This window comes from Variovorax sp. Soil_C_19, assembly GCF_057657255.1.
Genome location: NZ_JBDGIV010000006.1, coordinates 244,307 through 271,007 on the forward strand (window position 1 = coordinate 244,307; position 26,701 = coordinate 271,007).

Consider the following 26,701-nt stretch of genomic DNA (forward strand, 5'->3'; position numbering starts at 1 on the left):
GCTCGCCGCGCAACACGGATGCCGTGCCCATATCAGGTTTCAAGCCTTGCGTGATTTGCGCGAAAGGCTTGAAACCGGCCCTTTTTCGGCCGCGCGCGGCGTGGCAGCCTGCCCGCGGCAGTCGGCGCACTGCCCGTAGAGCGTCAGCTCGTGCCCGTCGACGCGGAATCCCTTCGGTGCCATGGCCGAGAAGTTGCCCGGGCAGGCGTGCACGTCGAACACGCGCGCGCACGTGCGGCACTGGAAGTGATGGTGATGGCCGTGCCGCGTCGACTCGTAGCGCGGCGCCTCGCCCGGCAGCTCGACCGCGCGGATCTCCTCGGCTTCGGCCAGGAGCTTGAGGTTGCGGTAGACGGTGGCGATGCTCAGCGCCGCCACCTCCTGCTGCGCGGCCTCGAGGATCTCCTGCGGCAGCAGCGGCCGCGCCGAGCCATCGATCACGCTTCGGATCGCGGCCTTCTGGCGCGTGCCGCGTTGCACCACGGCGGACGCCGCCGCGGCGCGGGCTGCTGGAACGGGTCGGGACGAAGAAGAGGCGGCCATCGGGGCTGAACGGGGCGAGAAGGAAAGCGAGTCTATCCCGCTCGGGCCGCTGCGCCAGGACGAGAGGAACTGAACCGCTATTGCGATTGCAATATCATTACGTTCCGCTCACCCCTTGCCGACCATGAACACGCGCCCGAAGAAATCCAGACCTCGCCTCTCCCTCCCACTGGCATTGAGTGTCGGCGTCGCCTGTTCGGCCGGCGCCGCTGCCGACGACAGGCCGGTGCAGACGCTCGGCGAAATCAGCGTCACCGCCGACGGCGAGGACAACGCGCCGCGGCAGATCCGCCGCACCCGCGTCACGAACGACAGCACCGGCCTGCCCGCGGCGCTCAGCGTCATCACGGCCGAAGAGATCGGCACGCTCAACGTGGGCCGCGACATCTCCAACGTGTTCCGGCGCGTGCCCGGCGTGGTCGCCAACAACATCGACCAGGGCGACACCGGCAACGGCTTTCGCATGCGGGGTTTTGCCACGCAGGGCACGCATGGCGCCGACACCGCCGTCTACGTCGACGGCGTGCCGCAGAACATGCCTTCGAGCCAGGCCGGCGCGGGCCACGGACCGGCCTTTCTCGAATGGCTCACGCCCGAAATGATCGGCCGCGTCGACGTGATCAAGGGACCGATCTCGGCACTCTACGGCGACCAGAACCGCGCCGGCGCTGTCAACATGGCGACGCCGACCGTTGCAGTGCCTTCGAGCGTGGCGCTCTCGCTCGAGCGCTACGGCGGGCGCCGCGCATCGCTGGTGCTGTCGTCGCAGCCCTTCGGCGAGATGCAGTCGCTGCTCGTCGCAGACAGCTACCGCACCGACAGCTTCCGCTTCGCGGGCCGGACCGAGCGCGACAACCTGTTCTGGAAGCTCTCCAGGCGTGTCGGCGACGGGCTCTACAGCCTGCGCGTCAACCACTACCGGTCCGAAAGCGCGGCGCCCGGCTACCTGCTGCTGCCCGACCTGCAGCGCGGCGCGCTGGACCCGCGCGCGACCCAGTTCAACCTGCCGGGCTACGGCAGCGGCCAGCGCACGGGGCTGGTGTTCAACCGCACGCCGGCCACGGGCGAGGCGGGCTGGTCGGCCACGGCCTATGCCGAGCGCTTCGAGCGCGTGCGCGGCATCGCGAACAGCAGCGTGCAGCACACGGTGGGTTCGGACGACCGGCATTTCTATGGCGGCCGGCTGGCGCAGAACTTCGTCTTCGGCGAGCACGCTTCACTGGTGGTCGGTGGCGAGCTGCGCCGCGACAGCGGCGATGCCGAGCGCCGCATCTGGCGCAACGGACAGCCGACAGCGAACTACATCAACGCCCAGAAGCTCGACCTGCTGACCTACGGCCTGTTCGCCCAGGGCCAGTACCAGCTCGCTCCCGGCTTCAAGCTGCTCGGCGGCGTGCGGCGCGATGCGTTCGACTACGACATCGGCAACCGCAAGCTGCCGGGCGCCTCCACGTCCTACGACGACGCAGTGACGACGCCGAAGCTCGGCGCCGTCTGGAGCATCACGCCCACGCTCGATGTGTTCGCCAACCTGGCCGAAGGCTTCCGCTCGCCGGCCGCTGAGCAGATCAGCAGCAGCGGCGCGACCGGCCCGCTCGGTGCCGCCGGCGGCACGGTGTTCGACGTGGCACCGTCGAAGGTGAAGTCGCGCGACCTCGGCTTCAGCTTCAGCCCCTCGCCCGACTGGACCACCTCGGGCGCGGTCTACCACACGCTCAACCAGGACGAGATCGTGGCGCAGCCCGACGGCTCCTTCAAGTCGGTCGGCGAGACGACGCGCAAGGGCTTCGAGTTCGAAACGCGGCTGCGCTTCGGTCCGCGCTGGTCGGCCTACGGCAGCTACGGCCGCATCATCGAGGCGCGCGTGAACAACCCGCTGCCCAACACCGGGGCGCGCCTGTCGGTGCCCGAGCACCAGGTGAAGCTCGGGGTCGAATACCGCCAGCGCCTCGGGGCGGGGCGCCTCACGCTCAATGCCGACGCCTACCTCACGGCCAAAAATCCGTACTACGTCGGCACGCCGCAGACGCAGCTGCGCATGATGCCGACCTACACGCGCTACGACCTCAAGGCCACCTACGACCGCGACCAGTTCCAGTTCAGCGTGTTCGCGGTGTTCCAGCCGCACCGCTACGCGAGCGACATTGCCTACGGGTCGGCCGCGGGGCTGCTGCTTTCGCCGCAGCCGCGCACGCAGTTCGGCGCGTCGGTGCGCTACTTCTTCTGAAGGCCGCGATGACCGCCGGCGACGAACCCATCCTCGCGCTGCGCGCGCTCACGGTCGAGCGCGGTGGCCGGCGCACCATCGACCGCCTTGACCTCCATGTGCCCTCGGGTTGCGTCTTTGCGCTGCTCGGCGGCAACGGCGCGGGCAAGACCACCACGCTCGACGTGCTGCTGGGCTTCGTCGTGCCGGCCTCGGGCGAGGCGCGCGTCGCAGGCTTCTCGCCCACCGGCGATGCGGCCGAGGTGCGCCGCAGGCTTGCCTACCTGCCCGAGAACGTGGCGCTCTACCCGTACCTGAGCGGCGTGGAGAACCTGCAGTACTTCTGCACCCTCGCAGGCATCGAACTGGCGCGCGAACCCGCGGGCGCGCTGCTGGCGCAGGCCGGCCTGCAGCTGCAGGCGCACGGGGCGCGCGTGTCGACCTATTCCAAGGGCATGCGGCAGAAGGTCGGGCTCGCGATCGCCCATGCCAAGGCGGCGCGGGCGATGCTGCTCGACGAGCCGACCTCGGGCCTGGACCCGGGTGCCGCGAACGATTTCGCCGAGCGCGTGCGCGCCGCGGCCGACGGCGGCATGGCGGTGCTGATGGCCACGCACGACCTCTTCAATGCGCGTCAGGTCGCCGACCGAATCGGCATCCTGCGCGAAGGCAGGCTGGTGGCCGAGTTCGACGCGCACACCGTGAACCATGCCGAACTCGAGCGCGCCTACCTTGCGCACACGCGCGGCGCAGGGGTGCCCGCATGATGCTGCTCGCGGTGGTGCGAAAGGAGCTGCGGGCGCTGCTGCGCGACGGACGCTTCGCGGTGCTGGCGCTCGCAACGGGACTGTTGCTGGCCGGCCTGCTCGCCGTGTCCGCGCAGCAGCACCGCCGGCTCGCCGCCGAGAAGGCCGAGATCGCCGCGGTGGTTCGCAGCCAATGGGATGCGCAGGGCGAGAAGCATCCGCACCGCGGCGCGCATTTCGGGCTTTATGCACTGCGGCCGGACTCGCCGCTCGCGGGCATCGATCCCGGCCTGGAGCCCTACCTCGGACAGGCGCTCTGGCTCGAGCCCCACCGCCGCAACATCACGCGCTTCCAGCCCGCGGCCGACGAAGCGCCGTCGGTGCGCTTCGGGCAGATGACGCCCGCCTTCGCACTGCTGGCACTGATGCCACTGCTGATCATCGCGCTCGCCTACGACGCGGTGAGCGCCGAACGCGAGAGCGGCACGCTGCGCATGCTGCACAGCGCGGGCCTGCGCGGTGGCCGGCTTCTCGCCGGCAAGCTCATCGCGCTGCTTGCGGTGGTGGCACTGATGCTGCTGGCCGCACTCGGCGGCGGGCTGCTGCTCGCGGCGGGCAGCGCTGCCGTCCCCGGCATCGATGCGCTCGGCCGCGGCGCCCTCTTGGCCGGCTCGTTCCTCGTCTACTACGGCGTGATCGCCGCGCTGGCGCTCGCGGTGTCGGCCTGGCTCCCGACCCGCCGGGCCAGCCTGTTCGTGCTGCTGGGCCTCTGGGTCGCCTTCGTCTTCGTCGTGCCGCGCCTCGGCGCCGCAGCGGCCGCGCAGGCCGTGCCGCTGCCCACGGCCGAACGCTTCTGGAGCGACATCCAGCGCGACTACACGCAGGGCCTGCCGGGCGACGCCGACCTGGCGGCGCGCGGCAAGGCGCTCGAAGCCGAGCTGCTGCGCCGCCACGGCGCCACGCGGCTCGAAGACCTGCCGTTCGGCGTGGCGGCGGTGCGGCGCCTGGCGCGCGACGCCTATGCCGATCGCGTGCACGCGCTGCACTTCGACGCGCTCTGGGCGCGCTATGCGCTGCAGGAGCGCTGGCTGCGCGCGGCCGGGGCGCTGAGTCCTGCGGTCGCGATGCGCGCCATCTCGATGAAGATGGCAGGCACCGACCTCGCGCACCAGCGCCACTTCGAAGAGGCCGCCGAAGCCTACCGCCGCCGCGTCAACACGGCCATCGACCGCTGGGACGCCGACCACACGCGCGGCCTCACCTCGTTCGACGACCGCTACGCAGATGATTCGCTGTGGCGCTCGGTCGAGCCCTTTCGCTATGCGGCGCCGGCCACCGGCTTCGCCTGGAAGGCCGCGCTGCCCGACATCGCGCTGCTGCTGGCCTGGGCGCTGGCCGCCGGTGCGCTCTGCATCGCGAGCCTGCGGAAGCTGAAGCCATGAAGGCCGCGATGCAATGCGTGCGGGCCGAATGGCGCCGCCTGGTTCGGCAGCGCTCCAACCTCTGGGTGCTCGCCGTGTTCGCGCTGCTGCTCGGCGCGAGTGCGGTGTGGTCCGGCCTCGCTGCACGGGAGCATCGGGCAGCGGCCGCGGCGCAGCAGGCACATTGGGAACAGCGCCGCGTGACGGTGCAGGCACAGGCCGGGGCCTCGCGCGATGCCGCGAAGGCCATGATGGACGCGTTCCAGTTCGCGCGCGGCGACGCGCCGCCGGCCACGCTGCCGGCGCTCGGCGGCCTCGCGCTCGGCACTGGCGGCTTCGAACTGCTCGCACCCGACGCCCGCGTGACGGTGGAAAGCCGCCACACCGACGCGCGCAAGGCCGAGCGCCTCGGCAACCCGCTGCTCGAGGGCTTCGGCCTGCCCGATTTCTCCACGGTGCTCGCCCTGCTGCTGCCGCTCGCCATCCTCGCACTCGGCCACGGGCTGGTGCAGGAGCAGCGCGAGCACGGCCAATGGCGGCTCGTGGTGGCGCAGTGCGCGCGCCCCGGTCGTGTGCTGGCCGTGGCGCTGGCCCTGCGCGGCGCCGCGGCATGGTGCGTGGCGGCAGCCGCTTCGGCGCTCGCTTTTGCGCTCGATCCCGGTGCCACGGCCCAGGCCCTGCTCGGCTGGCTCGCCGCCGTGGCGATGTTCTGCGCCTGCTGGACCGCGCTGGCCGGCCTGTTCAACCTGCTGCCGCTGTCCTCGGGTTCGGCCGCGCTCGGGCTGCTCGCGTGCTGGCTGATGTCGACCTTCGCGGTGCCCGCGGCCCTGGCCGCATGGGCCGACCGCGAGGCGCCGATGCCTTCGCGCCTGGCCGCCATCGCGGCCGTGCGCCAGGCCCAGCAGGAGGCCGAAGTCCATATGGACGAGCATCTCGCCGACTGGTATGCCGCGCACCCCGAAGCCGTTCCGGCGGGGCGCACGAGCCACACCTGGCCGGTGTCTTTCCTGCCGCGCTATCTGGCGCAGGAGCGCATGGTCCGGCCGCTGATGCTGCACTTCGATACGGTGCGCGCGCGCCGCTTCGCGTGGCTCGCCGACCGGAGCTGGCTCTCCCCGAGCCTCGCGCTCGCGGTGCTCGCCGACCGACTCGCCGGCATCGACGCGCCGCGCCACCTGCAGCACGTCGAGCGCGTGAATGCCTACGAGGACGACTGGCGCGACTTCTTCGTGCCGCGCGTCATGGCCTACCGCGGGCTCTCGGCCGGCGACTTCGACCGGCTGCCGCGCTTCGAGCCAGTGGCGGACGGCCGGCCTGCCGGCATGTACCGGCCGATCCTGTGGCTCGGGCTGCTGGCGCTGGCACTGTGCGGCTGCATCGCGCTCGCACGCCGGTCGCTCGAAAAACCCTAGCAGCCGTCGTCGGCATCGGATGACACGCGCATGCGCCCAAACGCCGCATGGCGAACGCACGCGGCTGGCTACGGTGGTCTCTTCTTCAAGGAGTGCACACACATGACCACCAACGACGAACACGCCAGGCTCTGGGACATGATCAAGGACACGCGCTACGGCATGCTGACCCATCGCCATGGCGATGGCCAGCTGCACAGCCATCCGCTGACCACGCAAAGCAAGGGCATCGACGAAGCCTCGACGCTCTACTTCTTCGTGCCGAAGAACGGCGACATCGCGCGCCATGTGGCCAGCGACCCCAGCGTGAACATCGCGTATGCCAACACCGACGACGACCACTACGTCTCGGTAGTGGGCCGCGCCATGCTGCGCGACGACCAGGCCCTCAAGGAGAAGCTCTTCAACCCCGCAGCCAAGGCTTGGTTCCCGGGCGGTGTGACCGACCCGAACCTGGGCCTGCTCGCGGTCGAGATCGTCGGCGCCGAATACTGGGACGTGAAGGAAAGCAAGATGGTGCAGCTGCTGAAGATGGCTAAGGCGGCCATTACCGGCAACGAGACGCCGTCGCTCGGCGAACACAAGAAGCTCGACATGCGCTGAACCTGCGGCGCGTTGACGCGCCGATCTTTCGTCGACATACTACCGGGTATCTTTTTATGGAGATGCCCGCCGATGAACCGATTCGCCCGCCGCCCGCCTGAGCACGCCCTGGCATGCGCGTACTGATCCTCGGTGCGGGCGGATTTCTCGGCGCAAGGCTCGCGCGCCGGCTCGCAAGCGATGCGCGGCTCGGCACGCAGCCGATCGACGAACTCGTGCTGTCCGACCTGCGTCCGGTGCCCGCGCCGGCCGATGCCGCCTGCAAGATCGTGACGGTGCACGGCGACCTGCGCGACAGCGCGCTGCTCGACAGCCTGTTCGCGCGCCCGCCCGACGCGATCTTCCACCTCGCCGCCACGCTGACCGTGGACGCCGAGACCGATTTCCGCCGCGGCCTCGAGACCAACCTGCTCTCGCTCATTGAACTGCTCGAGCGCTGCCGCGTGCAGCCCGCCGCGCCCCTGCTGCTGTTCGCGAGTTCGATCGCCACCTTCGGCGGCACGCTCCCGCCGGTGGTGGGCGACGAGGTGCGCCAGGCGCCGAGCACCTCCTACGGCACGCACAAGGCCGTCACCGAACTGCTGCTGGCCGACTACAGCCGGCATGGCTTCGTCGACGGCCGCGCGCTGCGGCTGCCGATCGTGGTTACGCACCCCGGGCCGCCGAGCGGCAGCATCTCCGACCAGGTCGCGTCGCTGGTGCGCGAGCCGCTGCGCGGCCAGCGCACCACCTGCCGCATGGCGCCGGACAGTGCGCTCGCGCTGGCCTCGGTCGACAAGGTCATCGAGGGCTTTCTGCGGCTGGCCGCGCTGCCGGCCGAGGCGATCGCCGGCCACCGCACGATGAACCTACCGGGCCTGTCGGTGACACCCGCGCAGCTCGTGGAGGCGGTCTCGCGCCGGCTCTCCGGCGGCATCGGCGACCGCGTCGCATGGCAGCCCGATGCGCAGGTCCAGCGCATCGTCGACGGCTGGCCCGCGGGCTTCACGTCGGAGCGTGCGCTGGCGCTCGGTTTCAAGCCCGACGACTCGGCGGATGCGCTGGTCGCGGCCTTTCTCGCACACGAAGGCGTACAAGCATGAGCGCCGCACCTGACCAACACCCGGTCTGCATCATCGGCGCCGGCTCCTCGGGCATGGCCGCCGCGAAGGCATTGCATGCGCGCGGCGTGCCGTTCGAAGGCTTCGAGATAGGCTCCGACATCGGTGGCATGTGGCGCTACGAGAACGACAACGGGCTCTCGTCGGCCTACCGCAGCCTGCACATCGACACCAGCCGCGGCAATCTCGGCTACCCCGATCATCCGATCCCCGAGAGCTATCCCGACTTTCTCTCGCATGCCGAAGTGCTCGAATGGCTCGAGAGCTACGCCAGCCGCTTCGACCTGAAGCGCCACTTCCGCTTTCGCACCACCGTGACGAACGTGGCGCGCACGCCCGACGGCCTGTGGCGCGTCGAACTGGCGGGCGGCGAAGCGCGCAGCTATCGCGCGGTGATCGTCGCGAGCGGGCATCTCTGGGACCCGCGCATGGCGGCCTTTCCCGGGCACTTCGACGGCGAGCAGCTGCATTCGCACCACTACCGCACGGCAGAAGCCTATGCGGGCAAGAACGTGCTCGTGGTGGGCATCGGCAACTCCGCGGTCGACATCGCGGTGGACGTCTGCAAGAACGCGCGCCGCACCTTCCTGTCGACGCGGCGCAGTGCCTGGATCCTGCCGAAGTACATCATGGGCCGGCCCGTGGACCGGTGGTCGGCTCTCTTCGCGCGCACGCTGCGCCTGCCCACGCCGGTCACGCGCACGCTCGTGCGCTGGCTCTCGTACCTCGTGGTGGGCGACCAGGCGCGCTTCGGCGTGCCGCGGCCCGCGCATGCGGTCTGGCGCGAGCACGCCACGCTGAGCCAGGAGCTGCTGCCCTACTGCGGCCACGGCTGGATCCGCATGAAGCCGAACGTGCAGGCGCTGCAGGGCGAGCGCGTCGCATTCGACGACGGCAGCAGCGAACCCGTCGATGCCATCATCCTCGCGACCGGCTACCGCCCCAGCTTCGCCTTCCTCGACCCCGCGCTGTTCGAGGTGGGCGAAGACGTACCTCCCCTCTACCGCCGCATGGCGCCACCGCACTTGCCGGGCCTGTTCTTCCTCGGGCTGGTGCAGCCGGTGGGGCCGACCATTCCGCTGGTCGAGGTGCAGTCGCGCTGGCTCGCCGCGCTGCTCGGCGGCGCGATGCGGCTGCCGGCCGAAGCGGCCATGGCGCGCGAGATCGAGCACCATGCCGCGGCCGTGCGGCGGCGCTACGTGGGCACCGCACGCTATGCGCTCGAGGTCGATGCCCGCAGCTACGCGAAGCAGCTCGCACGCGACATGGCGCGCGGCGAGGCGGCGGCATGACGACGGAACTCACCGCCGCCCGGCTCGAGATCCTCGAGGCCGCGGCCGAGTGCTTCATGGCGCAGGGCTTCCACGCGACCAGCATCGACGTGGTCGCACGGCGCATGGGCGCGACCAAGGGACGCGTGTACCACCACTACCAGTCGAAGGTCGATCTGTTCTTCGACGTGCACCGGCTCGGGATGGACCTGCTCTTCCACGCGGTCGAACCCGCGCAGGGCGCCGGTGGCGACCCGCTCGAGGTGCTCGCGGCGATGATGAAGGCGCATGCGCTGGCGCTGTTCGTGCATCACACCTTCGCCAGCGTGGTGGTGCAAGGCGTGCAGCTGCACCGCTTCGGCGCGCTCACGCCACGCCAGCGCGAGGAGCTCGACGCGCTGATCGCGTCGCGCGACCGCTTCGAGAAGCTCTTCAAGAAGCAGCTCGCCGCGGCGAAGAAGGCGGGGCGCGTCGACGGCGACCTCGACGTGTCGATCGCGGTCAAGACGCTGCTCGGCGGATTGCAGTGGTCGCTGATCTGGTATCGGCGCCGCGACGACGACGACGAGGTCGCGCTCGACCGGCTCGCGCAGCGCATGGTCGACACGCTGGTGCTGGGGCTGGCCGCCCGGTAGCGGCCCAAGGGCCGCCCGAGCCGGCCACCCGTACCTCATTCGCGCAGCACCATCGTCTCGAGCGCCGGATCGGCGGCGATTTCCGCATCGCTGAACGGCGGGACCACCAGCTGTTTGCGCGAGAACAGCGCCAACTGGTCATCCCGGTGCGGCGATGCCGGATCGCCCGACTGGCCGGATGCCAGCATCACGCGCGCATCGAGCCGGCCCTCCTGCCAGGTGACGACATGCATGTACGCGGTACCGGCCACGATGTCGCCGAAGCCCTCTTTCGTGAGCGGCGCACCCTGCAGCGCGTTGAGCACACCCTGCTCGCCCGAGCCGCCGTGCAGCGGCACGCGGCCCTGCGACGCAGGCCGCGCGAGCATGCGACCCCAGAGTTCGTCGCCGCGGAGGCCGAGCGCATCGAGCGACTGCGCCGCCTCGCGCAGCGCCGCCACGATGGCCGCACGCACGCCGGGCGCCGTCGATACCGGTCGAACGCGAAACGGTTGCGCGGAGTCGTAGGGCTCCGCATGCAGCCCCGGCACGGCGGCGAGCCGCGGCGCGAGTTCGTGGAACAGCAGCGCCCCGCGGCTTTCCGCATTGTGGCGCCGGTCCCATGCCGACAGGATGGCGCAGGCCGACTGCACCTGCGCGTCGCCCATGGCGGTGCCACAGGCAGCGAGCACCGCGTCGAGCAGGGTCTCGGCCATGTAGCTGCGGTTGCCGAACACCATGTCCAGCGCTTCGGCGCTGTCGATGCGGCCGTCGGCCAGGCCGTCATCGATCTGGCGCTGCGACATCAGCGTGCGCGGCCCTGGCGGCAACTTCGGGCTGCCGAGCAGCAGCGAGTAGCCGTCGAGTTGCCGGCCCACCACCGAGAGGCTGTAGCTGTCGTTGGCGTTCTGCACGATGCCGCGCGTGGCGAGGGCGGGAATCCGATCCGCGGGTGCCAGCCTCGCGCGGCCCTCGGTGTCGCGCACCGCGCAGGCACTGCGGCTGCCGTCGAGAGCGGCCGGCACGGCCGTCTCGTCGGGCGGCGGCATGGTGGCGCAGCCGCGGAGCGTCGCATCGTCGATGTCCAGCAGCGGCCCCGATTCGATGTACAGCGCGCCGCCCTGGCTGTCGCCGGCGATCAGGTGCGCGGTGATCCCTCGGTTGGCCGCCACCGCCTGCGCAAACCCAGCGACGTCGCGCGCCTTGGCCGCCGTGAGCATCTGGTCGAGGGCGCGCGCATTCGCGGTGCCCGGATCGGTGATGGCATGCCAGCCGGCCGAGCGGCCGGGCGCGGCCGGCAGCCGGTACAGCGGCCCGAGATGCGACACCGGCACGCGGTAGTGCTGCAGGCGCACGCTGCCGTCGTCCTGCCGCACGCGCAGCGCGATGGTCTTGGCAACGAGCGCGCGGCGCTGCCCGTCGACCGTGTACCCCGGCGCCGCGCCGTCCTGCACGTCGAGCGCGACGAGCAGCGGGTAGGTCACGGTCGACGGTGCCTCGATGCTCCACGCCAGGTGCTGCGTGAAGCCCGAGAGCGGCAGCGGCAGTCCGAGGAAATCGGCGCCCATCACGTCGAGCTCGCCCGGAATCGTGAGATGCATTTGGTGCATCAGGAGCCAATGGTCCTGCCACACCGTGTGCGGGTTGGCGACCATGATCGCGCTGCCGGTGCCGGTGGCGTCGGCGCCGAAGGCCCAGGCGTTGCTGGCCATGCGCTGCGCGGGGGGGCGGTCTGCGGCGGCCTTCGCGAGCGGCGGCGCGCCCAGCTGATCCCACGTCGACGCCGACGCATACGGCGCCACCGCCAGCGCTTTCCAGAGCGAGTTGACCTGCATCACGGCCCGCACCACGTCGCTGGCCTTCATCGGCGGCGGCGCCATGCCCTTGCAGGCGGTTGCGGCCGCCTCGATGCCGATGTCGCGCAGCCGGCGGTTGAAGCCGGCCGCATAGCCCTCGGCGAGCGCGCGGGCATCGGCCGACAGTCCCTGCCATGCCGCCTCGACCTCTTCGTCGGACAGCTGCACACGATAGAACAGGTCGCTGTCCAGATTCGGCGCCTGCAGGAACGCCACCAGCGCCATGCCGTCGGGCCCGAAGCGCTCCGAACGCTCGCCGCGCAGCGTCAGCACGCGTTCGGCCAACAGGCACAGCTGGTCGCGTGCGACCGCGTAGCCGTAGCCATAGCCGAGCCCGCCGTGGTCCGCGGCCTTCACGTGCGGCAGGCCGTATTGCGTCCAGCGCACCTCGGCGCTGAACCTGTCTTCGGGCGCGGGCGGTGCGACAGGGAAAGAGCCGCCGCGCCCGCCGCCGTCATTGCCGCCGCCGCATGCCGCGATCGCGCCTGTGACGGCGAGGGCGCATGCCGCCACACGCAGCCAGCCCGCTTTCACTGCGCGCCCCCCGACGGCGCATGGCTCTTGCGCGCGATCACCTGCATCTCGACCCAGGCCTTCGGCACCGCGATGCCCGCGAGCATTGCGGTGCCGGTGGGCTTGCAGGGCAGCACGTCGGACAGGGTCGCCACCACCGCGCCGAGGTGCTCGGCGCCCGCGACGATCAGCGTGTAGTTGACGATCTGCTCCAGCCGGCCTCCGCAGGCCTCGAGGTAGCGCGCGATGTTGCGCACCATCAGCCGGGTCTGGTCTTCGGCGCTCTCGGCGAGCTGCTGGGTGTCGTAGTCCATGCCGATGGTGCCCGAGACGAAGATCCAGTCGTCGTCGAACATCGCGCGGGTGTAGGGCGCGTTCACGAAAGGCAGCGGGAATTCGGCGGTCTGCATGCGGTGTCTCTCTTTCGGTCGATGAAGGGGATGGGCGAGGATTCAGGCGCGCGTCATCTCACGCACGATGGCGTGGGCATGAATCTCGGTGGTGTCGAAGAGCGGCACGTCGCAGTGCAGCCAGGGCCGCGTGCCGCTCAGCTCGGTGCAGCCCAGCACCACGCCCTCGGCACCGCGTGCGATCAGCGCCTGGCAAAGGGCCGAGACGGTCCGGCCTTCTTCCGGCGTGGCCTGGCCGTGCGCCAGCGGGCCGAAAATGGCGGCGTCGAGCGTGCGGCGTTCGTCCGCGTCGGGCAGCACGAGTTCGAAGCCGGCGTCCTTGGCGAGCATCTGGCCGAAGAAAGGCGCATCGAGCGCGAAGCTCGTGGCCAACAGGCCCAGGCGGCGCAGCTTGGGGTGCGCGGCGGCGATGGCCGCGGCGGTCTCGCGCGCCACGTGCACCAGCGGCACGCCGGCCGCGGCCTCGACCTCGTCGGCGGCGAAGTGGCCCGTGTTCGCCAGGATGGCGATCAGCTCGGCGCCCGCGGCGCGTGCCTGCTGCGCCGCGGCCTCCATCTGCGCCCTCGCCTCGCCCGGCCGCCCGGCCGCCATGGCCGCGTGCACCGGCGCGAAGTCGAGCGTCACGATCACGCAGCGTGCCGAATGCAGCCCGCCGAGCTGCCGCTGCACCCCTTCGTTCAAAAGCCGGTAGTAGCTGAGCGTGGAAGGCCACGCGACGCCTCCGATCAGGCCCGCGGTTTTCATGCGCACCGCGCCCTCAATCGAGCTTGAAGCCGAGTCGACGGATCACCGGCGCGTAGCGCACGATGTCGCCGTCGATGCGGCGCGCGAGCGCCTGCGCACTGGTCTCGGCGGCGGGCTCGAAGCCGAACACCAGCAGCTTCTGCACCACCTCGGGGTCGCGCAGCGCGCGGTCCACGCCTTCGCTCACGCGCTGCACGATCTCGGGCGGAAGCCCCGCGGGGCCGACGATGCCGAACCACACCGAGAAGTCCACGCCCTTGTAGCCCAGTTCGTCGAGCGTGGGCACGTCGGGCTGGCCCGAGAAGCGCTTCAGCGAGGTGAAGGCAAGGATCTTCGCGCGGCCGCCCTGCACGAACTGCACATAGGGGGCGATGCCGTCGAAGGCCGCGTCGATGTCGCCCGCGATCGTGGCCTGCGCGACCTCGGCGCTGCCCTTGTAGGGCACGCGCGTGGCCTCGATGCCGGCAGCGTGCTTGAACTCCTCGAGCGCCATCTGCGAGAGGATCGCGGCCGCGCCGATGTTCGTCTTGCCGGGCTCGGCCTTCGCGCGCTTCACGAGCGCATGCACGTCGGCCACCGACCCCGGCGCGCCCGCACGCACGATCAGCGCGTTGGGCGAGGTGATCGCCAGCGCCACCGGCGTGAAGTCGCGCCGCGGATCGTAGGGCAGGCGGTTGTAGAGCGTCGGGTTGAGCACGAAGGTCTGGTCGATGGACCACATCAGCGTGTAGCCGTCGGGCGCCGCCTTGATGAGGTCGTTCGCGCCGATCAGCGTGTTGCCGCCCGGCTTGTTGTCGACCACCACCTGCTGGCCCAGGTGCACCTGCAGCTTCGCGGCGATGAGGCGCGCCGTCACGTCGGCGCCGCCGCCCGCGACGAAAGGCACCACCAGCCGGACGGGCCGCGCGGGCCAGGCCTCGGCCGCGCGAAGCGGCGTTGCGAGCAGCGCCGCTGCGGCGGTTGCAGCCAATGCCAGGAAACGGCAGACACATCGAACATTCATGCCTAAACTCCGCGAAAACCAAAGTGTTGCAACGCTAACGCCCGATGGCCGGGTTTTCTATGCCGATCCGTTCGCAGACTGTGCCGATTCCTTCGCCGGCCGCGGGCCATGCGCTGCGCGAGGACGACTTCAACGCCGCGCTACTGCGCCTGCCGGTCGAGCGCCCGCTCGCGCTGCCCGGCCTGCACGACGGCGCCAGCCGCGCGGTGCGCTGGCCGCGCGACGGCGGGCGCATCCTGCGGCTGCGCACCACGCCCTGGGAAGGCGCGAGCGCGCTGTACTTCGACTTCCGCCTCAACCAAGACCTCGACGTGCAGCTGCCGCCCGGCGACGAACTGCTGCTCACCTTCTTTCTAGCGGGCCATGTCACGGGCCAGATCGGCAGCGCGCAGGGACGGGCGCTCGAGTTCCGCGTCGACCGCGCGCTTCTACGCACGCCCAACCGCGATGGCGGCTACCTCATCCACGTGCCCGGCGCCTGCCACAACAACTTCGTGCAGTTCCGGCTGCGCCGCAGCCTGCTGCCGCGCTGGCTGCAGGCGTTCGGCGTGCGGCTCGGGGCACGGCAGCTGGCCGAGCTGGTCGAGCGCGACGACGGCCGCGTGCTGTGCAATGCGGCGCTCACGCCACGCGTGCGCGACTGCCTGGCGCGCATCCGCGACGAACCGGCCGACCATGCGGCCTTCGTGCCGCTGTTCCATGCGCGCGCCACCGAGCTGCTGACCTGCGTGCTGCTCGACCTGCAGCAGCTGCTGCGGCCGGCGCGCTCGGGCGCGGTCTCGGGCGATGGCGGCGACGAGGCTGCGCGGACGGTGCAGCGGCTGCGCGACCTGGTGGCCGAGGCGCCTTCGCGCGCCTGGACCGTGGACGCGCTGGCGCGCCGCCTGGACATGCGCGCCACCCGGCTCCAGGCGCTGGTACGCGCGGCCGCGGAGCGCACGGTGCATGGACTGGTGGTGCAAGAGCGGCTCTTGCTTGCGGCGCGGCTGCTGCGTGAGACCCGGCTCGACGTGAAGGCGATCGCGGCCGAAGCCGGCTGGGATTGCCACGGCCGGTTCACCGCCGCGTTCAAGCGCCAGCACGGCGTGGCGCCGCGCGCGTTCCGGCTGGGGTCCGCGGAGACCGCCGAAGCGGCCGCGCCCTGAGCCATCGCGGCTGCCGACTTTGGCAAGGCGCAGCGCCAGCGATTATTTTGCTGTTCTTTCTTCGAAAATCGCCCGTCTGATTCGTCCTGGAGTTTCACCGACCCGACCCAGCTGCCACCGATGCCGAAAGAGCATTCGCCGACCACGCACCGCCTCGCCGCCGCCCCGGCGCAAACACCATCGCCCAAACCCATGGCGAACCTTCACCGGTCCGCCCTGTGCTTCGGCCCCTTCGTCCTGGACATGGCGGGCGGCCAGCTCATGCGCGGCCCCGACCCGGTGGCCTTGCAGCCCAAGGTGTTCACGCTGCTGTGCGCGCTCGCGACGCGTCCCGGCAGCCTGGTGGCCAAGAAGACGCTGCTGCAGGAGGTCTGGCCCGGGCAGGCCGTGGGCGACGCCGTGGTGAAGACGGCCATCAACCAGTTGCGCAGCGCGCTCGACGACGATCCCTCGAAGCCGGGCTATGTCGAGACGGTGCCGCGCCGGGGCTACCGCTTCATCGCCGCGATCGAGGGCATGCCTTCGGCCGCGCTCGCGGGCATGCCTGCCGGCGAGCGCCATGCGGCCGACGGTCTGATCGGCAGGGAAGCGGCGCGCGAGGCGCTTTGCTCGGCCTGGCGATCGGCGCAAGGCGGCATCGCGCAGGTGGTGTTCGTGGTCGGCGAGGCCGGCATCGGCAAGACGACGCTGATCGACCATTTCGCGCGGCGGGCCGGCGCGGCCATGGTGGCCCGCGGCCAGTGCGTCGAACAGGGCGGACGGGACGAACCGCACATGCCGGTGCTCGATGCGCTCAGCGGACTGTGCCGCGAGCACCCCCGCGCCATCCCGCAGATCCGCCGCATCGCGCCGACCTGGCTGGCCCAGATGCCGTGGCACGCGAGCGAGGCCGAACGGCTCGCGTTGCGGCAGGAGATCGAAGGGGTCGGCATGGGGCGCGTGCTGCGCGAGTTTCGCGAATTGCTGAACCGCCTCGCAGGTTCCGGTCCGGTCCTGTTCATCCTCGAAGACCTGCAGTGGAGCGACCTGCCCACGCTGCAGCTGCTCGAGCAGCTCGGAAGCCAGCGCGAGCACGCGCGATGGATGCTGCTGGCCACGCTGCGTCCGGCCGATGCGCCGGGCGGTCCGATGGCAGCCGCCGACCTGCACGCGCGCCTGCGCCTGCGCGGCCTGGCGCGCGGCATCGAACTGGCGCCCTTTTCCGCCGACGACGTGGCCGCGTACATGGCCGCGCGCTATGCGCCGCGAGCCGTAGCGCGGGATGTGGCACTGCGGCTGCACGCGCAGACCGGCGGCCTGCCGCTCTACCTTGCCAGCTGGCTGGAGGCCGCCGACCGCGAGCACGCGCGCGACCGGGGCCTGCACCCGCTGGATGCCGGCACCGAACCGCCCGCTCGGTTGACCGACGGACTGGCCCACTTCATCGAGCGCCAGCTCGGCCTGCTCGATGCCGAGGACCAGTCGCTCCTCGAAGCTGCATCGGTCCTGGGCGTGGAGTTCTGGAGCGTTCCCCTGGCGTCGATGCTCCAGCGCCCGCGCCTGTCGGTGCGCGCGCAAACCGACAGGCTCGCCCGGGTGGGTCACTGGCTGGTGCCGTTGTCGGTCGAGCGCCTGGCCGACGACAGCTTCGACGCGCGCCACGGCTTTCGCCACGCGTTGCACCGGCATGTACTCTATCGCCGCATCGGCGAAGCCCGTCGGGCCGAGCTCCACCGGCGCGCCGCGCGGGCACTCGAGGAAGCGGGAAGGATCGGCATCCCGACGGCGCCGGCGGAACTGGCCGACCACCACGAACGCAGCCACGATCCGGCCGCCGCCGTCCGCTACAGCGCCGAGGCGGCGGCACTGGCACTCTCGCGCTTCGCGCCGCAGGAGGCCGTCCGCCTCTCACGGCGAGCGCTGGCACTGCTCGAGCACTGCAACACTCTGCCCTCCGCCGAACGCGACGCGCTCGAACTTGCGCTGAACGGCCATCAGGCCGTCGCCTTCGCGCAGTACCTGGGCTTTGCGGCACCGGAGCGCGAGCGGTCGCTGACGCGCGCACTCGCGCTCTGCGAACGTGGTGCCCCGGCGGCTGCGCATGGCTGGCCCCATGGCGGCCTCGGATGGGTTCATCTGGCGCGTGGCGACCATGCGCTGGCGCTTCGAATGGCCGAGCGCGTGAAGGAGATCGGGCAGCGCTTCGACGAGCCTGCGGTGGTGGTGTGCGCGATGAACCTGCGCGGCGTCGCATTGTCGTTCCAGGGCGCCTACGCCGAAGCCGTGGACTGCATGCGCGAAGGGCTGGCGATCTGCGCGTCGCAGGAAGCGCGCATTGCCGGAGCGCCGCTGCCGGTCGATCCGATGGTTTCGCTGCTCGCCAACTCGGCGCATCCGCTGGTCGCGACCGGCGACATCGGCACCGCACTGCGTCACCTCGAACGGGCGCGCGAGCGCGCCGCCCGGCTCGGTGCGCCGATGGCCAGCATGGTCGCTGCCTGGGGCGAAGCGACCGCGGCCGCCGCCATGGACGACACCGTACGCGTGGCGCGCATGCTGCCCACGCTGAAGGCGGCGGCGGGCGCCGACGACATCGGGCAGGCCGAAGGGCCCGCCCTCTGGTTCGCAGCCTGGGTCGCCGGGAAATCGCGCCGGCCCTCTGCAAGTGCGCTGCAGGAGGTGCGGTCCGCGCTCGCCCGGCACCAGGAACGCGGGATGCGCGCAGGTGCGAGCCAGGTGCACTTCTATGCGGCCGACCTGGCACTGTGCGCAGGGCGGCTCGACGAGGCCCGTGCCGAGATCGATGCCGGCCTGCACTGCGCCGAACAACTCGGCGAGTACGGCTACCTTGCCGATCTCCATCGCCTCGATGCCCGCTGGCACGCCGCGCACCGGCACGACGCCTGCGTGCGGCACGCGTTCGCACGCGCGCTTCGCCACGCGGAGGCATCGCACAACGCCTGGGCCGCGCTCGCGGTGTGGATCGATGCCTGCGAACGGCACGATGCCACGGCGTCGGACCGGAACGCACTGGCGCAGGCGCTCGCGCTCGTGCGCGGCGGCGACGGGCTCGAGCGGGTGTTGCGCGCCAAGGCCCTGCTGCGGGGCGACGGCAGCGCCCACACGCTTACCGTTCGCTGACCGCTCAGGCGCTCGCGCCCGCCTAGGCTCGATCTTTTCGCGCGCACCGCGCGGCGGCCAAGCCACTCCGAACCTCGAACACGCCATGCAGACCCCCGACATCCGCATCGACAGTGATGCCCCCGTAGCCAGCGAGCTCATGTTCTGGAGCATCGTGGGGCATGAGGGGCTGTCGCGGGCCGCTGTCTACGAGCTCACGGTGCTGTCGAAGAACGGCCAGGTGCAGCCGAAGGACGTTCTGGGCCGTGCCTTCGATGTCCGCATCGACTTCGTCGATGCCGACGATCGCCCGCACGCGCGCCATTGCCACGGGCACGCCGTGCGCTTCGCGCGCGAAGGCCGCATCGGCCGCTACCACCGATACCGCCTGACGCTCACGTCGTGGTTCTGGCTGCTGACCAAGCGCCGCAACTCGCGCATCTTCCAGGACCAGCCCCTGCTCGAGGTGATCGGCAGCGTGCTCGAAGACAGCGCGGTGCGCGGTATCCGGCGCACGGACGCGCATGGCGTCATCGGCACGCACGCGCCGCACCGCTATTGCGTTCAGTTCCAGGAGAGCGATCACGATTTCGTTTCGCGGCTGCTTGAAGCCGAAGGTGTCTACTACTGGTTCGATGCGCACGACGAACCCGGCCGCATGCACCTGGCCGACGCCAGCTTCGTCGCCCACAAGCGCCTGCCGGGGTCGCCGGTGCTGCGCTTCGCGAGCGAGTCCGGCGAAGCGCGCTTCAACGAGATCGCGCAATGGGTTTCGGCGCAGCGCCTCGACGCGGGCCGGCACGCCGCACGCGACAGCGACTTCAAGGCCATCCGCAAGAACCTCGGCGCGGCGATCGACGCCACCGACGCGCACGCGCTGGCCGACTTCGAGGAGTTCGAGTATCCCGGCGACTACTTCAACGCCGAGGACGCCGAGACGATGGCCCGGATCCGGGGCGAGGAACTGATCGCGCGCCGCGATCGCCACTGGGCCGTCACGCACTGGCCCGACGTGGCCGCGGGCCGCAGCTTCGTGCTCGAAGGCGATGCGCCGGAGCTCCCGCGCGGCGAGCATCTGATCGGCGCGTGCAGCTTCGTCGTGAGCCACCCGGGCTACGAGGGCATCGGCGACCCGCACTTCGGCACTTCGCATGCCGAGCGCCTGTGCGCGCTGGCCGCCGGCGACGCGGTGAACGAAGGCGCCGGCGGCACGCTCGCCGAGCTGATCCGCAGCGATCCCTCGCTGCAGCGCACCGGGCGCGGCCTCTGCATCTTCTTCTTGACGACGCTGCCGATGCAGCTGCCGTTCCGGCCACCGCGGCTCACGCCGCGCGTGGCCATGCCCGGACCACAGACCGCCATCGTGGTCGGCCCCGCCGGCGACGAGCTGCATGTGGACGAGCACGGCCGGGTGAAGGTGCACTTCCATTGGGACCGCTACGACCAGAGCAATGAGACATCGACCTGCTGGGTGCGCGTGTCGCAGCCTTGGGCCGGCAAGGGCTGGGGCGGCTACTTCGCGCCGCGCATCGGCCAGGAGGTGATCGTCGATTTTCTCAACGGCGACCCCGACCGCCCGGTGATCGTGGGCCGCGTCTACAACGACGACCAGCCGATCCCGTACAAGTCGCCGACGCAGAGCGGCTTTCGCACGCGCTCCACGCCCGGTGGCGACGCGAGCAACTACAACGAGATCCAGTTCGAGGACCGCAAGGGCGAGGAGCTGCTGTCGGTGCATGCGGAGCGGGACATGCGGCGCGTGGTCGAGCGCGACGACACCACGGGCATCGGGCGCGACCAGCGGCTGCGGGTTGATCGCGACCAGCATACTCACGTGCAGCACGACCAGACCCTGCGGGTGGACAACGACCGCCAACTGCATATTCGCAAGAACGAGTCGCACCAGGTCGACCTGACGCAGCGCACGAAGATCGGCGAAGAGCAGCATGTTCACGTGGTGTCGAACCAGATGACGCAGGTGGACGGCGAGCAGTCGACGGTGGTCAAGGGCAACTTGTTCACCCATACGCAGTCGTCGCGGCAGGACATGACGGACGGTGACGAACGGCGTCTTGTGAAGGGCAACCAGACCATCGTGGTCGACGGCGACCTGGGCTACAAGGCCACGAACATGACCTTCGAAGCCGAGCACATCGATTTCAAGGTCACGGGTGCGAACTCGATGGTGCTGGAGTCACCCGATGGGCCGTACACCATCATGGCGAACAAGTTCACGCTGATGAGCAACACGGATGCTTCCATCCTGGCGGTCGGCAAGATCAACCAGACCTCGATCGAGAACAACACGACGGTCTACGGGTCGAACAGCAGCGGCTACATCGGCAACGCGAGCGAGACGACCATCGGAATGAGCCGCAGCACCACGTTGGGGCTGGTCATGGAGTCGACGATCGCGCCCGTCGTGAGCAACACCCTCGGCCTTGTCTATGAGGCATTCGCAGGGCTGAAGATGTCTGCCAGCGCTGGTGCCAACGTGGAACTGAACGCGATGAAGCTCTACCTTCCTGCGGGAACGGCGAACGCCAACCCGAAGGACCTGATGACACCCGGGTGGACTCAGAGCTCCATCGCTGGTGTGGTCATCGGCAGCGGACTCGGAATCTTCACGACCACTTACGGTGGTGGGGAAGTCTCAAGCCAGAACCACGAGGCCACGAAAGAACTGCGGGAAGCAGCCGTCGCGGCAGCCCGCGCCGGCCATCCTGGCTTGGCGGCACGACTTCGGCGTCTGGCGATGCCTGGGCACAGCGTCGATCCGTTGACTGACGGCAAGGCTCCCACAAGTACCAGGGCAACCCGTGGGGATGACTTCACCGACGACTACAAACGCTACGAGGTCAAGCTCAGGGAGCCCGGCGAGGAACCCAGGCGCATCGATATCGAATACGACGACGGCATCGCGACATACGCCGAAGAAGAGAAGCTATTCATGCTGGACCAAAAGGACGACTATGACGCCGCGCTGCGGGAAGAATACGAAGCGCATGAGGCCGCGCTGCGCGCCGCCGAATCGGAGTCGCCGCTCCAGAGTTCAGAAGGCAACATTTCGTCCACGCCCCCGCCCGACGAGGAGCCGGAAGGTGGGGTGTCGCCATGAGACGTGCCAACATGGCCATGTGGCCCTGACAAACACCATGCAGGTCATCAAACCCCAGGCCCTCGGCCTCTCCTTCCGCCCCATGGAGTTCCGCAAGCGCTTCGGCCTGTGCGTCTCCGGCTACCTCCACGTCCCCTTCGCCCAGGCCGCGCGCGGCACGCTTTGGGCCGAGCAGTCGATGTGGGACTTTCTTGCAAAGGAGATGGCCCAACCCGTCATCGACGAAGGCATCGTCAAGCTGCACCCCGAGTTCCTCGTGCACGGCCATGCCTACTCGCCCGCGGCGGACACGCGCGCGGTCGCCGTCCGCGCGCGCATCGGCACGCGCAGCAAGACCGTGCTGGTCTTCGGCGATCGCCAATGGGACGGGCGCGACCCGACTGTGCCGCAGCCGTTCTCCAAGATCGCGTTCGACTGGGCGAATGCCTACGGCGGGCCCGACTTTGCCGCGAATCCCTATGGCCGAGGCCGTACCGTCGTCGACGGCATTCAGGTTCTTCCCCATCTCGAACTGCCCAGCGACCGCCTGCTGGAAAGAGACCAGGCGATTGCGCCCGCAGGCTTCGGCCCGCTCGACCTCGATCATCCGCAGCGTGCCGCCTGGCGCGGCACCTACGATGAAGACTGGCTCACACAGCATGCGCCCGGCTTCGCGCCCGACACCGACTGGCGCTTCTTCAACCTCACGAGCCAGGACCAATGGTTCGACGCGCCGCTCGTGGGCGACGAGGACTTCGCCTTCGACCACATGCATCCCGACACGCCGCATCTCGAAGGCCGCTTGCCGGGCCTGCGCGTGCGGGTGTTCGCAGGACGCCGCGCCTCGCATGAAGCACCGGCCGCGGACGGATCGGCGGCGCTCGAAGAAGTTCCGATGCAGCTGACGACCGTGTGGTGCTTCCCGCACGCCGAGCGCCTTGTGCTCGTGTTCCACGGACTGGCACAGATCGCGCACGACGATGCCGCCGACATCACCCGACTGGTCGGTGCGGTCGAGCGCATCGGCGAACCGCGTGATCCGCAGCACTACCTCGACACGCTGGACAAGCGGTCGACCGGCCGGCATGCCGCGCTCCATGCGCTCGACGACAGCGCACTCCTGCCACCCGGCATCCACACAACCGATCCCGCCACCGAAGCTGCGCAGGCCGCGCTGCGCACCGACGGCCTCCAGGAGGATGCGCAGTACCGCCGCGCCGCGATCGACGTGGACATGGCGCGCGACCAGGTGCGCGCCCAGGGCAAGGATCCCGATGCGCTGGGGCTTCGGCTGCCGCCGCGCCAGCCGCCGCCCAAGCCCGAGGAGATGCCCGCGTTCATCGCACGCACCATCAAGAACATCGAGGCCCAGGAGTGGGCCGCCTTGGAGGACACCGTCACGCTGCTAGAGAACGCCAAGGAATTCGCACGGAAGCACAAGGTCGATCTGAAGCAGTCGCAACACCGCGGGCCGCCCCTGTTCAGTGCGCGCGACGAGATCGCCCGGCTCGAGGCCGCGCATGCACGCGCTGGAAAGCCCTTCGAGAGCGCGGACTTCCTGCCCCAGCTGCAGCAGGCCGAAGCTGCTCACCGCTCGAACTATCTGCAATCGGCGCATCGCCAGCCGCCGGCGGATCCGCTGCCTGCGGCGCAGGCCGCCGAGCGCCGTCGCGAAATGCAATGGATGCTGGCCCACGGCTTTCGACGCTGGCTCGGCTTCGATCTGACCGGTGTCGACCTGTCCAATCTCGACCTGCGCGGCGTGGACATGACGGGTTCCTGGCTCGAAAGCGCGAACCTCACGAACACCAACCTGACGGGCGCGGTGCTGCGCTTCTGCGTGCTCGCGCACGCCTGCCTGGAAGGCGCCGTGGCCATCGAGGCGCAACTGCAAGGCAGCAACCTCGGCGGTACGCGGCTCGCGAACGCGGTGTTCGACCGTGCCGATCTCACGGGAGCGCAGCTCGGCGGTACCGCGCTCGTCTCCACGCAGCTGCGCGAAGCCGTCATCGACAAGCTGCAGTCGATGGACACGACCTGGGGCCCGGCCGACTGGAGCGGCGTGCGCGGCGCCGGCCTGCTGTTCCACAAGCTCGACCTGCGCGGGCTGGTGCTCGACGGCGCGCATCTGACCGGCTGCCAGTTCCTCGAATGTCGCCTCGAGGGCGTGCGCGCGCATGGCGCGGACTTCAGCGGCACCACCTTCGTGGGATGCCGGATCGACGGCGCAGGCCTGGCCGGCGCGAACCTGTGCGGGAGCACCTTCGTCGATGCATGCACTTTGCGCGGAGCCGACATGTCGGGCGCCCAGTTGGTCGGCGCCAACCTTGCCGGGTGCGACCTCGGCACCGCAAGGCTGACCCGCGCGGTGCTCGACGGCGCGCACCTTGCGCACGCGCGCTTCGACCAATGCGACGCCAGGCTCGCGAGTGCACGCGGCACCCAGCTGTCGCATTCGCACTGGTCCGGCGCCGCGCTGTCGGGCGCCAACCTGCGCGAAGCGATCCTGCAGCATGCCGATCTTCGCGGCTGCGATTTCCGCAACGCCAATCTGTTTGGTGCCGATCTCTCGCGCGTCCTGCTCGATGGCAGCGCGCGCTTCGATGGCGCCCTGCTCGAGCGCGCCCGCACGCATCCACGCCTCACGCCCGAGCAGCAGGCGGCCGCAGCCCTTGAGGCCGAGCGGGCTTCGGTGCAGCCGGGAGAGCAGCCGGCATGAACGCCACCCTCCTGATGCTCGCGGTCCTGCTCGGCGAGGCGCTGGACGGCAAGGACTTTCGCAAGGGCGACTACGCGGGCGCCCGCATCGGGGGCGGCGTTTTCTCGCGCACCCGGCTGAACGAAGCGGACCTGCGCGGCGCCGATGCGCGCGAATGCGTTTTCGAACGCTGCGACCTGCGCGGCGTTCTCTTCTCCGGCGCCAACCTGCGACGCGCGGTCTTCAACCAGTGTGAACTCGACCATGCGGACCTGCGCGATGCCAACCTGGAAGGCGCCGTGTTCTCGGGTTGCCGCGCCACCCACGCGCAGTTCGCCGGCAGCGCACTGTCGATGGCCGCATTCACGGGGAGCACGCTCGACCACGCCGGCATGGCGGGCGCGCAGCTGCAGTCGAGCAGCTTCAGCACCTGCAGTCTTGTCGACGTGAACGCGGACGACACGCACTGGGCGCACGCTGCGGTGATCGAATGCGACGTGACGCGCCTGACCTGGCACCGGGCGACGCTGCGCCGGGTCGTTTTCGACAAGACCTCGCTCGTCGGCAGGTCGTTTCGCGGTCTCTCGCTCGAGGCCTGCCAGTTCAGCGGGGCCGCGCTGTCGAACGCTGACTTTCGCGAGGTGCCGCTGAAGCAATGCAGCTTCTTGCGCGCCCAGATCGAAGGGGCCGACTTCTCCGGCGCACAGGCAACCGGCGCGATCTTCTGCGGCGCTTCAGGCTCCGGCGTGGGCTTTGCGAGCGCGAACCTGGCGCAGGCGCTGTTCACGGGCGCAACGCTGCCGGGCGCGCGTTTCGAGCGGGCCAACCTTTACCAATGCCATTTCGCCGATGCCGCTTTACCGGGCGCATCGCTGCGCGCTGCCGACCTGAGCTACGCCGACCTCAGCGGTGCGGACCTGCGGGGCGCCGACGGACGGGAAGCAACACTCGTGCGCACCCTGCTGCATGGCGCGCGCACCGAGGAGGCACGGCTGCCGGACCGGGTGCGCGCCATCGAGATCGACGAGGCCCGCGCCCGAGCCGATGCCTGGATGCCCATGGCCGCTTGAACGAATGACACGCGATGAAAGACGGAACCCTGCGATGCTGAATTCACTGACCCTCGAAAGTCCCTCCTCGGCCGCGCGCCAGAAGGAGACCGCCGCCACGTTCGTGGGCGTGGTCGTCGGCGTGCATGGCCACCAATGGACGGTGGCGGAAGACGGCGCGCGCCGTGCAGCGCGCCGCGCCGCCAGTTGCCTTCTGAAGCCCGAGGCCGGCGACACCGTCGCTGGCCTGCGCGGCGCGGATGGCGAGCAATGGATCACCGCCGTGCTCGAACGCGCGGCGGACACGCCGCAGACCTGGCACTGCGATGGCCCGGTCCGCCTCGAGGTGGAGGGCGATCTGACGGTGACGAGCAAAGCAGTGGACGTCCGGAGCGCGGCGTTTGCGGTCAGCGCCGAGAACGTGGCGTTCACTGCCGACGAGACGCGCTTCGTCGGAGAACGCATGAAGTTCTTCGGCCGGCAGGTACAGCTGGTGGGCGAAGCACTGCAGACCGTGTTCGAGCGGGTCAGCCACTTCAGCCGCAGCCACCTGCGCCGCACCGAAGGCCTGGACCGCGTGCATGCGGACCACTTCGAGCAGGAGGCGACGCACGTGCTGCGCATGAGCGCCGAGCACACGCTGATCGACGGCGAGAAGCTGGTCAAGGCGCGCGGCGGCCAGATCCATTTCGGCTGAGAGCGCCCATGTTTGCCAACTGCCAGTTGATGGGCACCGACATGGCGTTTCCCGACGTCTGCATGACGCCGGCCGCGCCATCGCCGATTCCGGTGCCCTATCCCAACATCGCGATGGGGCCCATGGCCATCCCCAACTGCCCGACCGTGCTCATCATGGGCGGCCCGGTGCACAACCTCGCCACCACCATCCCGATGACCAACGGCGACAACGCCGGCGTGCTGCTGGGCGTGGCCTCCGGCACGGTGATGGGCCCGAGCCGCCACACGACGGGCGCGAACACCGTGCTGTTCCACGGCATGCCCGCGACGCGGCTCACCAGCACGACGCTGCAGAACAGCACCAACGCGATGGGCGCGCGCATCGTGCCGAGCCAGACGCTGGTGCTGATCCTCGCGCCCTAGCAGGCTGTTGAATTTCGGCCTTGGACGCCGATGCTGGTACTGGCGACGTGGTTCGTGGGGATGTTTACCG

The 26,701-nt window shown here is 70.2% G+C and carries 20 protein-coding genes; 15 read left to right on the top strand and 5 right to left on the bottom strand.

Features of this window, described 5'->3' with window-relative positions; genetic code table 11:
• Positions 1–39: 39 nt before the first annotated feature.
• Positions 40–543 (bottom strand): Fur family transcriptional regulator, encoded by a 504-nt coding sequence (locus AC3A6R_RS15470; protein ID WP_487860387.1) that lies wholly within the window; start codon positions 541–543, stop codon positions 40–42.
• 124 nt (positions 544–667) lie between these two features.
• Between AC3A6R_RS15470 and AC3A6R_RS15475 the strand changes: the two genes are divergently transcribed.
• The 8 genes from AC3A6R_RS15475 to AC3A6R_RS15510 all read left to right on the top strand — a co-directional run bounded on the left by AC3A6R_RS15475 (position 668) and on the right by AC3A6R_RS15510 (position 9,937).
• A complete protein-coding gene (locus AC3A6R_RS15475; RefSeq protein ID WP_487860386.1) occupies positions 668–2,770 on the top strand; it encodes a TonB-dependent receptor in 2,103 nt (700 codons plus the stop codon).
• 8 nt (positions 2,771–2,778) lie between these two features.
• The gene (locus AC3A6R_RS15480) at positions 2,779–3,516 is read left to right on the top strand and encodes an ABC transporter ATP-binding protein (RefSeq protein WP_487860385.1); all 738 of its coding nucleotides are present in this window, start codon (positions 2,779–2,781) and stop codon (positions 3,514–3,516) included.
• Positions 3,513–4,937, top strand: a complete 1,425-nt coding sequence (locus AC3A6R_RS15485) for an ABC transporter permease (protein WP_487864811.1) — start codon at positions 3,513–3,515, stop codon at positions 4,935–4,937. Before AC3A6R_RS15480 ends, AC3A6R_RS15485 begins: the two co-directional genes overlap by 4 nt.
• Complete coding sequence (locus AC3A6R_RS15490; protein ID WP_487860383.1) at positions 4,934–6,328, top strand: DUF3526 domain-containing protein; 1,395 nt, start codon at positions 4,934–4,936, stop codon at positions 6,326–6,328. Before AC3A6R_RS15485 ends, AC3A6R_RS15490 begins: the two co-directional genes overlap by 4 nt.
• Before the next feature lie 102 nt (positions 6,329–6,430).
• Positions 6,431–6,931 (top strand): pyridoxamine 5'-phosphate oxidase family protein, encoded by a 501-nt coding sequence (locus AC3A6R_RS15495; protein ID WP_487860382.1) that lies wholly within the window; start codon positions 6,431–6,433, stop codon positions 6,929–6,931.
• Positions 6,932–7,044: 113 nt separating this feature from the next.
• A complete protein-coding gene (locus AC3A6R_RS15500; protein ID WP_487860381.1) occupies positions 7,045–8,013 on the top strand; it encodes an NAD-dependent epimerase/dehydratase family protein in 969 nt (322 codons plus the stop codon).
• A complete protein-coding gene (locus AC3A6R_RS15505) occupies positions 8,010–9,323 on the top strand; it encodes a flavin-containing monooxygenase (protein ID WP_487860380.1) in 1,314 nt (437 codons plus the stop codon). Before AC3A6R_RS15500 ends, AC3A6R_RS15505 begins: the two co-directional genes overlap by 4 nt.
• A complete protein-coding gene (locus AC3A6R_RS15510; protein WP_487860379.1) occupies positions 9,320–9,937 on the top strand; it encodes a TetR/AcrR family transcriptional regulator in 618 nt (205 codons plus the stop codon). The genes AC3A6R_RS15505 and AC3A6R_RS15510 overlap by 4 nt, the downstream gene beginning before the upstream one ends.
• Positions 9,938–9,972: 35 nt before the next feature.
• On the opposite strand, the gene AC3A6R_RS15515 is transcribed toward AC3A6R_RS15510, so the two are convergent.
• Genes AC3A6R_RS15515 through AC3A6R_RS15530 form a run of 4 tightly spaced genes read right to left on the bottom strand, consistent with a single transcriptional unit; the run spans position 9,973 to position 14,442 of the window.
• Entirely contained in the window at positions 9,973–12,306 is a 2,334-nt protein-coding gene (locus AC3A6R_RS15515) for a penicillin acylase family protein (protein ID WP_487860378.1), read from the bottom strand.
• Positions 12,303–12,695: a Rid family hydrolase gene (locus tag AC3A6R_RS15520; RefSeq protein WP_487860377.1), complete on the bottom strand. Its 393-nt coding sequence runs from the start codon at positions 12,693–12,695 to the stop codon at positions 12,303–12,305. Before AC3A6R_RS15520 ends, AC3A6R_RS15515 begins: the two co-directional genes overlap by 4 nt.
• 42 nt (positions 12,696–12,737) lie before the next feature.
• A complete protein-coding gene (locus AC3A6R_RS15525; RefSeq protein ID WP_487860376.1) occupies positions 12,738–13,439 on the bottom strand; it encodes an aspartate/glutamate racemase family protein in 702 nt (233 codons plus the stop codon).
• Positions 13,440–13,452: 13 nt separating this feature from the next.
• Positions 13,453–14,442, bottom strand: coding sequence for a Bug family tripartite tricarboxylate transporter substrate binding protein (locus tag AC3A6R_RS15530; RefSeq protein ID WP_487860375.1), 990 nt, complete (start codon positions 14,440–14,442; stop codon positions 13,453–13,455).
• A 44-nt stretch (positions 14,443–14,486) separates the two neighbouring features.
• Here AC3A6R_RS15530 and AC3A6R_RS15535 point away from each other — a divergent pair, with 44 nt between their 5' ends.
• The 7 genes from AC3A6R_RS15535 to AC3A6R_RS15565 all read left to right on the top strand — a co-directional run bounded on the left by AC3A6R_RS15535 (position 14,487) and on the right by AC3A6R_RS15565 (position 26,631).
• Positions 14,487–15,587 carry a helix-turn-helix transcriptional regulator gene (locus tag AC3A6R_RS15535; RefSeq protein ID WP_487860374.1) on the top strand — a complete coding sequence of 367 codons (1,101 nt, stop codon included), beginning with the start codon at positions 14,487–14,489 and terminating at the stop codon, positions 15,585–15,587.
• A 192-nt stretch (positions 15,588–15,779) separates the two neighbouring features.
• A complete protein-coding gene (locus AC3A6R_RS15540) occupies positions 15,780–18,707 on the top strand; it encodes an ATP-binding protein (RefSeq protein WP_487860373.1) in 2,928 nt (975 codons plus the stop codon).
• A gap of 85 nt (positions 18,708–18,792) precedes the next feature.
• Positions 18,793–21,804 carry a type VI secretion system Vgr family protein gene (locus AC3A6R_RS15545; protein ID WP_487860372.1) on the top strand — a complete coding sequence of 1,004 codons (3,012 nt, stop codon included), beginning with the start codon at positions 18,793–18,795 and terminating at the stop codon, positions 21,802–21,804.
• 37 nt (positions 21,805–21,841) lie between these two features.
• Positions 21,842–24,502, top strand: a complete 2,661-nt coding sequence (locus AC3A6R_RS15550; protein WP_487860371.1) for a DUF2169 family type VI secretion system accessory protein — start codon at positions 21,842–21,844, stop codon at positions 24,500–24,502.
• A complete protein-coding gene (locus AC3A6R_RS15555) occupies positions 24,499–25,551 on the top strand; it encodes a pentapeptide repeat-containing protein (RefSeq protein ID WP_487860370.1) in 1,053 nt (350 codons plus the stop codon). Before AC3A6R_RS15550 ends, AC3A6R_RS15555 begins: the two co-directional genes overlap by 4 nt.
• 34 nt (positions 25,552–25,585) lie before the next feature.
• Complete coding sequence (locus AC3A6R_RS15560) at positions 25,586–26,227, top strand: DUF3540 domain-containing protein (RefSeq protein WP_487864812.1); 642 nt, start codon at positions 25,586–25,588, stop codon at positions 26,225–26,227.
• Positions 26,228–26,235: 8 nt separating this feature from the next.
• Entirely contained in the window at positions 26,236–26,631 is a 396-nt protein-coding gene (locus AC3A6R_RS15565) for a DUF4150 domain-containing protein (RefSeq protein ID WP_487860368.1), read from the top strand.
• The last annotated feature ends 70 nt before the right edge of the window (positions 26,632–26,701 follow it).